At 45.1% G+C, this 12,605-nt stretch carries 10 protein-coding genes; 1 reads left to right on the forward strand and 9 read right to left on the reverse strand.

The window, feature by feature from the left end; translation table 11 throughout:
* Positions 1–47 precede the first annotated feature (47 nt).
* From Q0380_RS00325 to Q0380_RS00365, 9 genes are all read right to left on the reverse strand, one after another.
* Positions 48–659, reverse strand: a complete 612-nt coding sequence (locus Q0380_RS00325; protein ID WP_298958749.1) for a hypothetical protein — start codon at positions 657–659, stop codon at positions 48–50.
* Positions 656–973, reverse strand: coding sequence for an HMA2 domain-containing protein (locus Q0380_RS00330; protein WP_040304047.1), 318 nt, complete (start codon positions 971–973; stop codon positions 656–658). The genes Q0380_RS00325 and Q0380_RS00330 overlap by 4 nt, the downstream gene beginning before the upstream one ends.
* Before the next feature lie 65 nt (positions 974–1,038).
* Positions 1,039–1,566: a molybdopterin adenylyltransferase gene (gene mog / locus Q0380_RS00335; RefSeq protein ID WP_297894536.1), complete on the reverse strand. Its 528-nt coding sequence runs from the start codon at positions 1,564–1,566 to the stop codon at positions 1,039–1,041.
* Positions 1,567–1,596: 30 nt separating this feature from the next.
* Entirely contained in the window at positions 1,597–3,381 is a 1,785-nt protein-coding gene (locus Q0380_RS00340) for an AAA family ATPase (RefSeq protein WP_298958752.1), read from the reverse strand.
* Positions 3,350–4,582, reverse strand: coding sequence for a tRNA (N(6)-L-threonylcarbamoyladenosine(37)-C(2))-methylthiotransferase MtaB (gene mtaB / locus Q0380_RS00345; protein WP_298958755.1), 1,233 nt, complete (start codon positions 4,580–4,582; stop codon positions 3,350–3,352). The genes Q0380_RS00340 and mtaB overlap by 32 nt, the downstream gene beginning before the upstream one ends.
* Positions 4,579–6,288, reverse strand: coding sequence for a mechanosensitive ion channel family protein (locus tag Q0380_RS00350; protein ID WP_298958758.1), 1,710 nt, complete (start codon positions 6,286–6,288; stop codon positions 4,579–4,581). Before Q0380_RS00350 ends, mtaB begins: the two co-directional genes overlap by 4 nt.
* Entirely contained in the window at positions 6,285–7,316 is a 1,032-nt protein-coding gene (gene aroB, locus Q0380_RS00355) for a 3-dehydroquinate synthase (protein ID WP_298958761.1), read from the reverse strand. The genes Q0380_RS00350 and aroB overlap by 4 nt, the downstream gene beginning before the upstream one ends.
* A gap of 43 nt (positions 7,317–7,359) precedes the next feature.
* Positions 7,360–8,778, reverse strand: coding sequence for a TrkA C-terminal domain-containing protein (locus Q0380_RS00360; RefSeq protein WP_298958764.1), 1,419 nt, complete (start codon positions 8,776–8,778; stop codon positions 7,360–7,362).
* Positions 8,779–9,067: 289 nt separating this feature from the next.
* Positions 9,068–11,317, reverse strand: a complete 2,250-nt coding sequence (locus tag Q0380_RS00365; RefSeq protein WP_298958771.1) for a TonB-dependent receptor — start codon at positions 11,315–11,317, stop codon at positions 9,068–9,070.
* A gap of 226 nt (positions 11,318–11,543) precedes the next feature.
* Between Q0380_RS00365 and Q0380_RS00370 the strand changes: the two genes are divergently transcribed.
* Complete coding sequence (locus Q0380_RS00370) at positions 11,544–12,377, forward strand: YihY family inner membrane protein (protein ID WP_005871668.1); 834 nt, start codon at positions 11,544–11,546, stop codon at positions 12,375–12,377.
* The last annotated feature ends 228 nt before the right edge of the window (positions 12,378–12,605 follow it).

Below are 12,605 nucleotides of genomic sequence, written 5' to 3' on the forward strand. Positions count from 1 at the left end.
TAGATTTTGATATTATAGCGACTTTTTTAGATTTTTGCAATCCTAATTTAATTTTTCTGCAAAATTCCTTTAATTAAATTGGAAAATGCGCTATTTAAGATATTTTGCAAATCGTATTTTTGAAATATCCGCTCTAATCCCTGCGGATTTTTTAAAATTTCATTTAATAAGTCAGCGAAATTCAAAGAATTTAAATCAGCCTCGTATTTAGAATTCAGTTCCTTTAAAATCGGCAAAATTTCATTATACGAAACCGCCTGCGCCTTATACAGCAGCTCTTTAAATTCCGCGTTCTTGCACGAATTAATTAGATCGTCATAAAACATCATAGAGCTTTTTTCTATCAAAAGTGCCGAAGCCAAAAACTCATTTAGACCTTTTGCAACCAGTCCCTCACTGCTATTTTCAGGAGGCATAGCGCCAAGCCCGCAAGAATTTGCAAAGTCTAGCATCCGCTCAAGTAATCCAGCTCGTAAAGATAGAATTTCTCCTAACTTTTTATCTTGAAATTTAACTGTGCCCAGCGAATAAAACTGTAAAATTTGCGCCTCTTTTTCGAGCAAAAGAGCGATATCTGCAATTTGCGCCTCATTTAAATTCCGAGATTTATTAGAAAATTTGCGCGATTTTTTAGTACTACGCAATGCTTCTTCGCTCAAGAAATCGCCTCTATATTGGAATTTACAAGCGCTACTAGCTCAGGCGAACTGATGCCGCTTAAAAACTGCTCCCAAAGGTGCATCGGAAAAATATTTTCGTCGTAATGAATCGTCAGCGAGCCAATTAGGGAGTTAAATTTATACTCTTTTATCCCGCGAATTGCAGCTATTTTAGCCTTCAGGCTCTCCTCGCTCACACTATCTCGCAACTCCCTAATTTTGGGACTTACGCGGATACGGATACGACCTTTGCTGTGGCTGATTTTGCTAAAATACTTATGAAATTCCAAAATATCGTTGTGATTTATTTTCATATTTTTCCTTAAATTTGCGCCCAAATAATATCATAAATCATTTAATTCCTGCTAAATTTTGCGAATTATTTGCGTTTAGGGCGAAATATTTTTATCTTATTTTCATCCGCTGTTATGTAATTCCCTCCCATTAGATCAATACAATACGGCACGGCAGGAAATACCGGCAGAAGGCACTCTTTAATCGCTTTTGGATTGCCCGGTAAGTTTATAATCAGAGATTTTTTGCGGATCGCTGCTATCTGGCGAGATAAAATTGCCGTAGGCACGATCTTTTGGCTTTCTGCGCGCATTAGTTCGCCAAAGCCTGGCATTAATTTCTCACTTACTGCTTCGGTCGCTTCAGGCGTTACATCGCGTGGAGCAGGACCCGTACCGCCCGTAGTTAGCACCAAATCACAACCTGCTTCGTCGCAAAGATAAATCAGCTTATCTTTGATCAGCTCCAGCTCATCGGGGACAATTTCATAAAAATACTCTTTCTCGCAAGTTAGCCAATCATCCATCACGGCAATTATCTCTTTGCCTCCTAAATCCTCGTAAACGCCACCGCTAGCGCGATCACTGATCGTTAAAACACCTATTTTTACCATTTTCCTCTCCTTATATTGGAATTTTAAAATTTAATCGAAATTTAGCGTGCCGTCTTGCGGCTTTTCTTCAGAGCTTTCGCTATCTTTTTCCAGCTTTTGCAAATCCTGCTCTTGCGCGGAGACGCCTTCTTGCTCCACACCATCGGATTCGCAGATCTTTTGAACATCTTCGAAAGTTATGAACTCATAGACGAAAATTTGCTTTGAAATTTGATTTAGCTTATCCTGCATCGTGCGGATTATCTCGCTTACCTCGTCGTAGCAATCTTGCAAAATTTTATTCACGCTCTGCGCGCTAGGGGTGAAACTATCGCCCATCGCGAGCTCGAAAACCATCTTTTGCGCCAGCGCGATAGCCTGCTTTACGTCGCTAGCAGAATTTGAAAAAGCGTCGTTTTTATGGATCTGTAGCGCCGCCATGCCGCTTAAAAGCACTTTGATTTGATTTAAAATTTGCGTTTTGGATTCGATCTCGAAATCCTCGTTTAAAAATTTATCGTTTAAAAGCTCTATTTTTTCGAAATCAAACGAATACCAATACGCGCTAAGCGCCTTTGCGCCCTGATAGAACGCCTGGATCTCCTTTTCGTATTCGGTGAGAATTCTACTTTTTTGCACGCCATAAAAGACCCTCATTCGCACGTTTTCAAAATCGCTAAGCTCGATCGTATCGCTGCCGCGCTTAAGAGCGTTGATCGCAGCTTCATTTACCAGCGTCGCTACCCCTGCGCCGCTAAAGCCCACGCAGAGGCGGCTTACTTTGTTGATATTCGCGCTGCATCTTTTGCCCTCGAGGTAAATTTTTAAAATTTCGATGCGGTCTTTGTAGTTCGGAAGCCCGATAAAAACGCGCCTATCAAAGCGCCCCGAGCGCAGCAGCGCGTCGTCGATCATATTTATTTTGTTGGTTGCGCCGATTACCATCACGCCGCTATTTTCCTCAAATCCGTCCATCTCGGTCAGCAGCTGATTTAGCGTCGCTTCCCGCTCGTCGTTGCGCCCTATACCGCGCTTGCCGCCGACCGCGTCGATCTCGTCGATAAAAATAATCGCGGGCGCACAGGATTTGGCTTTCGCAAACAGCTCGCGAACCCGCCTAGCGCCGACGCCCACAAAGACCTCGGCGAAGCTTGCGCCGCTTTGGTAAAAAAACGGCACGTCCGCCTCGCCCGCTACGGCTTTTGCAATTAGCGTTTTACCGACGCCGGGCTCGCCGATCATTAAAATTCCTTTCGGCAGCTTGATGCCGAAATTGCGATATTTTGCGGGATTTTTTAAAAAATCCACAATCTCTATGAGTTCGTCTTTAACCTCGCTGATGCCCGCGACGTCGCTAAATCTCACGTCGCTAACGCTCGGTGAAAGATCGCCGAGCTCTGCGTTTGCGCCGCCTTGACGCGCAGCGCCTACGCCGTCCAGCCTGCGGCGCCTAGCCAAAACGGTTTCAAAATAATATACAAAGAGAAAAAATGCGAACGTAAAAATTACCAAGATCGCGCTGATACCGCCGCTTTCGTTATCCTCTTCCTTCGTAATCAAAGCGTGGTTGGAGAGCTCTTTTAAATTAACGATATCGGTTAAAATTTTATAGCGTTTGCCGTCGTAAACGAAGCTTAGCGTGCCGTCCTCGATATGCGCGCGCTTGATCTGATCTTTTCGCACCAGCTCGCTAAATTCGCGCTCGGTGATGTATCGCGAATCGTCCTTAAAATAAACGATCGAGAGCAAAACGATAAGCAGCACTAAAAAAATCAGAATTATATTTAGCTTGCTTTTTTTGATTTTATGCAAAATTTCCATCAAATTTAACCTCATAATCTCTTATCTCCATCCATTTTTTCGACAAATCATCATCGCTTTCGATCCAAATTTTATCATAAAATTGATCATATCCTTCATAAAACTCTCCGTTTTTACGCTCGATCAGCACATTTAGCGGCACCTTGTGCGAAAGGCGAAATTTATAATTATTCAGCGCCGTTATGTTCTGCAGCATCTTTAGCCGCGCCTTCGCCGTTTTGCCGTCTATGCGACCTTTTAGCGACGCCGAGGCGGTCCCTTGCCGCGGCGAAAAGATAAAGGCGTGCAGATGCGTGAGCGGAAATTTTTTGAAATTTTCTACCGCTTCGAGCCAAATCTCTTCGCTCTCGCCCGGGTGCGCGACGATAAAGTCCGTCCCCAGCGCAAACCCTCGCTCCGCAAGCTCGCAAAAAAGCTCCAAATCCCTTAGCGCGGAATTTCGGCGGCGCATTATGCTAAGCATCTTTTGCGAAGTGTGCTGAAGCGCGATGTGCAGATGCCGCTCCAGCCACGGCTCGGATAAAATTTCGCGAAAGCTTGCATCTATCTGCGAGGGCTCGATGCTGCCTAGGCGAATGCGTCGAATTCCGCGTATCGCGCCCAGCTTTTGAAGCAACGCGCCCAGGCTCGTGCCCGCGGCTCTACCGTAGCTTCCGATATTGGTGCCGGTTAGCACAATCTCGCTAAAGCCGTTTGCGGCGAGGCTTTCCGCCTCTTTTAAGATCACGTCTTCAGAGCTGCTGCGCGAGCGGCCGCGCACCGAGGGGATTATGCAGTAGCTGCAGTTAAAATCGCATCCCTCTTGAATTTTAATAAAGGCCTTGGTGTGATCCTCGTAGTCGCTTACCAGATTTTTTTCGACGCCGTCAAGATCTCCGATATCGTAAAATTTCGACTCCGAGCCTAAAAACTCATCGATCTTTTCCTTTTGCGACATCCCAAACACCCCGAATACCGCGCCGTTTTTATACAGCTCCTCGCCGCGCGATACCGCGCCGCAGCCGGTTAGCAATATCTTTTTGCCGAGGCGGTTCATCTTATTTACGTAGTTTCGCACGTCTGCGTCGGCGCCGTTCGTAACGGTGCAGGAGTTTATCACGACGACGTCCGCGCCCTGCTCGTCGTGCGTGATCTCGCCCGATTTGAGGTTGCTTTTGATAAGCTGCGTGTCGTAGATATTTGTGCGACATCCAAACGTTTTAAAATAAATTTTCAAATTTCGCTCCCGGATCCGCTTCCCCCAGCAAAGCCCGCGCCCTGCGCCGCTGCGTTTAAATTTTGTGAGCCTTGCTGCTCCGAGCCGAGATCTTGCGCCGCAAAATTTCCGCCTGCAGCCGCGTAGTTTTTGCCGTTAAAAAGCGTGTATGCGGGATAGGCGATCTTGATGTCGGGCTCGCTTCTTAGCGCGTCTAAAATTTCAGCCGAGATGTTACTACGAAGCCCGAGCGTAGCGTAAGAGTTCGTCATGTACCAAACCGAAATTTCAATGCCGTATGGCTCGAAGAAGCTAAAAATTCTAGGCTCGACGTTTGGATTTTTGATGCTATATTGCGAACGAAGCTTGCCCATCTGCTTTTTGGCGATGTCGGTGTAGCCCTTGGAATACTTCCGCACGATGTTTTTTATGAGATACATCGCCTTTTTATGGTTGCTATCAAATGTTAAAAGTATGCTAATGCCGTCCCAGACGGTCTTAAGCCCGCTATGGGTGTAGTTTGAGATAAGATCTGTAAAAATATAATTGTTAGGTATGAAAATTACCCTGCCCGCGCGTTTATTTTCTCTCCACGTAGTCATAGTAACGTCCTCAAAAATCGTCATCCTAAGCACCGAAATATCGATGATATCGCCTACATAGGTCTCGCCGTTTTTATGCACCCTGATGCGATCGCCCACGCGAAAGCTGCCGCCAAGCACGATCGTAAGCCAGCCTAAGGAGCTCATAAACATATCTTTCATCGCAATCGCAAGACCTGCCGAGGCAAAGCCAAGAACCGTCACGAAGTGCGTCATATTCTCGATGTAAGAAAAGAGCAGTATCAGCGCAATCAGCGTGAAATTTAAAACATTGATAGCTTTATTTACGATATAAAAATTCTCGTCGTTTTTGATATATTTTTTCGCCACCACTTTGCAGAAAAACGACAGCGCGATGACGATTAAAATCCACACGGCGATGTTTCCCGCGCGCTTGATCTGCGCTTTTATATCGGCGGTCTGCACGGCGATTTGGGAGTTGATCTTTTTTTCGTAAACGTCATACGTAGTCTGCGCGATCTCATATGCGGAGCTAAACTCGCTAAGCTCGTAATCTAAGCTTTTAAGCTCCGCCGCAGCGCTTGCGTCTGTATCAATCTGCATCAAGCGCTCATATAGCGCCCTTTTTGCTTCAAGTTTATCGATTAAAGCTTTAATATTTTCTATGGCGTTTTTCTGCTCCATCTTTTGAGCTTGCAAATTTCTAATCGTAGAAAAACCCGAAATTATCGAAAAAGGATTTGTAATGCGCGCAGGCTCTGGAGTTTCGGGCATCGCGATGATATCTAAAAACGGAGATTTTTCATACTCTTTTAGCAGTATGAGCTGCTCTTTTACGGCGCGAAGTCTTTTTTGAATCTCTGCGATCTTATCGGTGCCGGCGCTCTTTTTTAGCTCCGCTTCGAGCTGGCTGGATTGCTTTTGTAAATTTTGATAGCCGATGAAATTTGAAAAGCGCGAAATCCAGATATTATTTTTGATCTCATCGTCAATAACACGGATCTGATCTTTTAGCGACGCGGATAGCTTGGAATTTTCATCTTTCTTCTCACTAGCGGCAGAGCTAGCGTTAGATTCTAAGCGCGTGTGCGCGGCGGAGAGCGTAGAATTTGCCTCGCAAAATGCAAGATTAAAAATCAAAAAAATAGCCGCAAGCGCTCTCATTCAAACTCTTTCAGCGCTGCGATTACTTCATCTTTTGCGATCTCTTTGGAAGCGTAGAATTTACCGATGCCGTCGGGCAGGATAAATTTTATCTTGCCGTTTTCACTTTTTTTATCGAGAAAAAACAGCTCGTAAAATTCCGCCGCATCCTCTACGTGAAATTTTATCGGAAGCGCGAATTTTTGAAGCACTTTGCGGATCTGCTCCTCCTGTTCGCCGCTTAGTTTACCGAGGCGACGCGCTAGCGCATTTGCCATCACCATGCCGATCGCCACAGCCTCGCCGTGCAAAAATTTTTTATAATCAGTAATTTTTTCTATAGCGTGAGCGAAGGTGTGTCCGTAGTTTAACACTGCACGCACGCCGCTTTCGCGCTCGTCTCGCTCTACAACGCTTGCTTTAATCTCCACGCAGCGAGCGATTATATGCGAAATTTCATCTGCGCTTTTTAGATCGCGCGTCTCGAAAAATTTAAACAGCTCGCCATCAAAGCATACCGCCATTTTTATGGCCTCCGCAACGCCCGCAGCAAACTCCCGCGCAGGAAGAGTAGATAAAAATTTGCTCTCGCAAAAAACCGCGCGCGGCTGATAAAAGGAGCCGATTAAATTTTTGCCGAAGCGATTATTCACGCCCGTCTTGCCGCCGACGCTTGCGTCCACTTGCGCTAGCAAGGTCGTAGGTATATTGATAAAATCGATACCGCGCTCATAAATGCTCGCGCAAAAGCCCGTTATATCGCTGATGACGCCGCCGCCAAGAGCAATGAGCGTGCTTTTGCGATCAAGCTTGGAGCTGAAAAGCTGCTCTAAGATTTGCTCCACGCTCGCGGTATTTTTATACTCCTCGCCGTCTGGGATCGTGATGATAAATTTTTGCTCGCATTTTAACCGCTGCAATAAAAAATCAAGCCACAGCCCGCCTACTTTGGGATTTGTGATGATCGCTACCTTGCCTTTGAGCTTGATCTCTTGCAATTCGTCGATAAAAACGCTGTATTTTTTACCTAAATTAAGATCGATTTTCATACGCTAACCTTTGATTTTTGGGTAATTGTAACATAAATTTCGATTACTTTTCATACCCGTAATCGCTCGGGATAAAAATTTGATGATTTTTGCCGAGTTTAAAATACATCTGATCCAAATCCTGATTGAAAATCGATGTGAGCTTGCGCGCCAAAATTCTATCATTAAATGGCACAAATTGTAGCAGATCTCGCTCGCTGCCTAGCGCTAAAATCGGATTTTGCCGCTCGCAAGGAATAACGAATAAACTCTGCTTAAAAAGCTTCGATAAGCTCACGTAGCTTTGCGCAAACTCGTCCTTTTCGCTCTCGCCGAAAAGATACAAATACACGTCTAGCCCTAGCTGCGAGCTGATGTCAAAGACGATACTCGATTCCTCGCGCAGCCGCTCGCCAGCACTTAGCACGACACTTTTACGCACATCTTTTAGCTCGCCCTCTCCAAGGCTTAGCACGGGAATTTCAAGCGCTTTAAGCGCCGCTTTTTTCGCTTCGAAAACTCCGCTTGAGCAAACTACCAAGCCTGCTTTATTTTCGCTCACGTCGCGCTTTAAATTTAGCTCGCCCGAGTAATCGATGAGAATTTCAAATTTATCCCGCTCACACAGCGCTTTAAGCTCGCTAAAAGTGTCGTTTAGCAGAGGATTTAAAATTCGCAGATAAATTTTATGATTTCTAATATGCAAATCCAAAAACTCAAGCGCCCTAACCGTCCTAGCTATCTCGTCGCCGCTCATTTTTTTCATATCGATTAGCGCGAAAATATTTAGCCCAAACGGCGATGGAAATTGCCCGCTTTGCTTTTTTACTTCAGCAAACACCGCTCGCAACGCACTAGGCTCACCAACGACTAAAATCGTATCATTCGGATATATTCGCGAGCCGGGTGTCGTTACGATGTAATTGTTGTGGCGGTAAATCATCGGAATTTGATATTTGGCATTAGAAAGCGTACTGATTTTTTTATACGCAAACGAGCTTCCTACGGGCACTTTTACCTCCATTATCTCTCCGCGTCCAAGCCCGATATTATCAGCAAAAACGGGGCTATCAGGCAAAAAACCGATGAAGCGCGAGGAATTTAGCGCGAGGGTATTTACGATTTTTACGTGAGCTTCGTTTTTATTCTCGCGCAAAAGTCCCCAAAAATCAGCCACGTAAAGTTCTAAATCCGGAGCGAGCGTCTTTAAATTTTCAAGCGTTACTTTAGTGTCAAATTCATCCTCCATTATCACTATGCAGCGGTCAAATTCCTCTTCTGCTAGCACCACGCGCAACCGCTCAATGCTAGTAGGATCAAAAATTTCTACCGAAAAATTTGACTCGTTTTCAAGCTCTGCGGGCACAGCATCCGTATTTTTAGCTATGACGCGATATGATCTGATGACATCTTTGATTTTACAAACTTTGGATAAAAAATGGCGCGCAAACTTTCCGCTTGCGATGATTAAAACTTGTTTCATTGCTCTCCGTTTCGTGGTTTTGCAAAGATTATAACCAAAAACGGCTAAATTTTAAACCGCGCGATAAAATTTGCGGGCGAGCTTAGGCGCATCGACTTAAAAATTTAAAGATTTAAATTTTAAAATCAAGGTTTAAAATTCCAAAATCCAAGGCTTAAATTTTAAAATGAATTAAAACAAGCCTCGTTAAATTTAATCTCGCCGCTTAGAGCGATAAAATTTCATAAATTTAAAAGCGGCGCTATAACTATTCGCGCCGCTCAATTAGAAATTTTAAACCCGCTAGATTTTAAAATTTTACCTCCGCAGAGAGCATGAAGCTTCTACTCTCGCCGAGCGTTACGCCGTTTGCCGAGCCTAGCACGCTAGTTACGTTAAGACCGCCCGCACCGTCGGCGCTCGCAGGATACATTCCCGCCCAGTACTTTTTGTTAAATACGTTATTTACGTTGAAACGTAGCGTGGTCTTATCGCCCAAAAGACGCTCGCTCGTATATCTGATACCAAGATCGGTAACGAAAAAGCTAGGAGTGTGCTGAGTGTTTAGATCATCCAGATACATCTTGCCGGTGTAGTGGAAATTTGTACTGATCGCAAGCTTGTTTGTGCCCGGGATCTCGTAATCAAACATCAAATTTGCGTTTAGTTTAGGGATGCCGTTTGCAACCTTGCGGTTAGCGCCCTCGATGCTTACGTTATGCATCTTAGGATCGATGTAGGTAAAGCCTCCGAGCACGCTTAAATTTTGCGTAATTCGTCCGCCGCTCATAAACTCAAATCCGCGGTTGCGCTGCTCGCCGTTTATGCCGTAGATCCCCGTAGAGCTATTTAGATACGCGATAGGTCTGCGAATATCGAAATACGCCACGCTAAAATCGATCATATCGGCTACGCGGATCTTAGCACCGATCTCGTGCTGTTTGGAGCGATACGGAGATGTAGAGGCGACCTCACCGTTATGCGGACCGCTATTATAAACATAGGTAGAGCCCTGCTGCAAGCTATCTGCGTAGGTGTAGTAGATACTAGCGTCCTCTATCGGATGGAAAATCAGGCTTCCCGCCCAGCTATAGCCCGAATCGCTATAGGCTTTGACAAGTCTTTGCTGGCGGGCATTGTAGGATTCCTGCCTCATCCACGCCTTAGATGCGCTTAGCATCACGTCAAATTTATCGTTTATCGTGATATCGTCTAACACCGAGACGTTATACATATCCAAAACCGCATAGTGATACAGCCCACTTCCACGCCTAGCGCCGGTGTAATTTAGAATTTTAGGATCGTAGATATTGCCTATAGTAGGTGAAGTGTAGTTGGTGCTCGCGTTTTTATATCTATCCTGCGTCCAGTGATATCCGTTGGTCTGTACGCTAAAATCATGCTCGATATCGCCCGTGTTAAACTGCGTATTAGCCTTGAGATAGCCGCTTGGCAGATCGAATCTATATGCCGCCGTAGCACCGCCGCTGTGTCTGGTTTGATAATCGCCCGGCTTTGTATATTGCGGATGTGTGCTAGGCAAGATATAATTTACAACTCCATGAGTATCACGATCGGCGCGCTGAAACTGAAAGCCGCCCTCTAAATACCATTTATCGGTAGGCGTAAATTTAAATTTCGCGCTTGCGGTAGTGGTTTTTAGATGCATTCCTCCAAAGCTCTGCCCAAGACCGCGTTTTGAAGAATCTACCGCCTTTGGAAGCTCCATGCCGTCTACAATCTTACCGTCTCGCACGCCGAGAGCAAACTGCCCCGCAAAGCCTTTAGTATTGTGCTCATAATAGCTTGCCGCGGTTTCAAAAGTAAGATCGCCCGTCGGATAAAATTCCATCGTGACGCTGGCTAAGCGACGCTGTAAATTTGAACCCTTCGGTTGTCTGTCGCCGTTTGATCCGTAAAATACCGCGCGGTAGCCGAATTTTTCAAATTTATCGGATAGATCAAGACCAAGCCCCAGGTTGCTTCGCGACATATAATCGCTCCAAATTATGTATTGATCTTTTACAGGGCGCTTGCGCGTGTAACTGAAAATTCCGACCGGATTTTGCGCGCCGTAGAGCGAGCCCGCGACGCCGTTTTGTACCTGAAAGCTCTCAAACATCGCCATCGGAATCGCCGTCGTCGAAATCGTATAAAAGCCGTCCCAGAAGCTGTTGCCTACGACGCTGCCCTCAAAGCCGCGCGTCTGCGGGCGTCCGACCGTAGCGCCGCCGCGCATCTGAATCTGCGCGGACGGGAAGTATTTGACCGCCTCCTCGTAGCCGGTGACGCCTTGGTGATTCATGATCTCCTTGCTAATCGTGTTGATCTGATACGGAAGATCCAAAGCGCGCTTGCCCGCAAGCAGACCATGCTGCACGTTTTTGCTCAAAAAGCCCTCGTCGATGCCGCTCTCGCTGATATTATCGCCGACGGAATTTACCTCGATTACGCCCATATTCTGCGACTTTTCAGGCGCAGAATTACCGCCACTTTGCGCTGCAGCCAAACTACCGCATAGTAGGCACATACATGCCGCTAATGAAATTTTAAATTTCATCGTTTTCCTTCGTTCCATTATTTTACCTTCGTTATGGATATATTTAATATTATTTTTTAGCATATTAGAAAAACTTTCCTAAATTTAGGCTAAATTCGAGATATAAATTTATATATTTGTAGTCGCATTTTTTAGCTTTAAATTTCATAGACGATATACCGCGATACAAAAGAAAAATTGCGCAAATTTATATGAAATTCTAAATTTTTAATGTAAAATCGCCCGTATGAAAAAACTAATACCGGCGCTTAAGCAAGCGCAAAACCGACTCAAAAATTTCTTCCGCCTCTACGATACCGAGCTCATGCACCATGCATCAAGCCTTAGCTTTCACACGATTCTGGCGCTATTGCCAGTGCTGATGGTCTCGCTTAGCGTTTTTATGCAGCTGCCAAGCTTCAAAGGCTACTACGACAAGATTATGGGCTTTATCTTTTCAAACTTCCTGCCTGCAAATCAAGCGAGCATGGCACACTATATCGAGGAATTTATGGCAAACGGACTAAGCCTTGGCGTAACGGGCTTTTGCGCAGTGTTAGTTACGTCGGTGCTGTTTTTCGGAGACTTTGAAGCGATTATCGCGCGCATTTCGCATTCACCCGAGCGAAGCTTTTTTAAGAGCCTAAGCACCTACTGGACGCTGATGACGCTCGCTCCTGTGGGGCTTGGAGCATCGTTTTATATCAGCGGCGAGCTTCAGGAGCTGCTAAATAAAACCGAGTTTACGAGCTGGATAAATTTGCTTAAAATTCTACCCTACTTAATCGTTTGGGGGATCTTTGCGATTACTTATGCTACGGCGATCAACCGCGAGATCCGCGCAAAAGCGGTGCTTGCCTCATCGCTCGTAGCATCGATTTTATGGTGGCTTTCAAGACTGGTTTTTGCGCAATACGTCTTTTATAACAAAACCTATCTTAGCATCTACGGCTCGTTTTCGGTCGCGCTATTTTTCTTTCTATGGATCTACATAAGCTGGATTTTCTACCTATACGGCGTGAAATTCTGCGTATTTTTGGACGCTAAATTTAAAAGAGGTGGCGAGCGCCAAAGCGCTTGAATTTTTACGAATTTTACGAAAGGTTATAGTAAAAATTGACGATAATCGCATATAAATTGGCAGCTTTAACGATAAGTTCTCGTCAGTAAAAGGATTAAATTTGAAATCTCGTCTTTGTTCGGTCTATATACGAGCGATCTACTTTAAATTATAGAATTTTTAAAGGAGGGCTAGATGGCGTTTGTTGCGGAATATATTTCTAAAGAGGACTTGAAGAAATATGATATT

The sequence above is a fragment of the uncultured Campylobacter sp. genome (genome assembly GCF_937959485.1).
Taxonomy (GTDB): Bacteria; Campylobacterota; Campylobacteria; order Campylobacterales; family Campylobacteraceae; genus Campylobacter_B.

What these genes read in the sequence shown, in the direction of transcription:
- mog (WP_297894536.1), bottom strand. Translation starts at nt 1,566, where the DNA reads ATGGTAAAAATAGGTGTTTTAACGATCAGTGATCGCGCTAGCGGTGGC.
- Q0380_RS00340 (WP_298958752.1), bottom strand. Translation starts at nt 3,381, where the DNA reads ATGAGGTTAAATTTGATGGAAATTTTGCATAAAATCAAAAAAAGCAAG.
- Q0380_RS00330 (WP_040304047.1), bottom strand. Translation starts at nt 973, where the DNA reads ATGAAAATAAATCACAACGATATTTTGGAATTTCATAAGTATTTTAGC.
- Q0380_RS00360 (WP_298958764.1), bottom strand. Translation starts at nt 8,778, where the DNA reads ATGAAACAAGTTTTAATCATCGCAAGCGGAAAGTTTGCGCGCCATTTT.
- Q0380_RS00370 (WP_005871668.1), top strand. Translation starts at nt 11,544, where the DNA reads ATGAAAAAACTAATACCGGCGCTTAAGCAAGCGCAAAACCGACTCAAA.
- aroB (WP_298958761.1), bottom strand. Translation starts at nt 7,316, where the DNA reads ATGAAAATCGATCTTAATTTAGGTAAAAAATACAGCGTTTTTATCGAC.
- Q0380_RS00350 (WP_298958758.1), bottom strand. Translation starts at nt 6,288, where the DNA reads ATGAGAGCGCTTGCGGCTATTTTTTTGATTTTTAATCTTGCATTTTGC.
- Q0380_RS00365 (WP_298958771.1), bottom strand. Translation starts at nt 11,317, where the DNA reads ATGAAATTTAAAATTTCATTAGCGGCATGTATGTGCCTACTATGCGGT.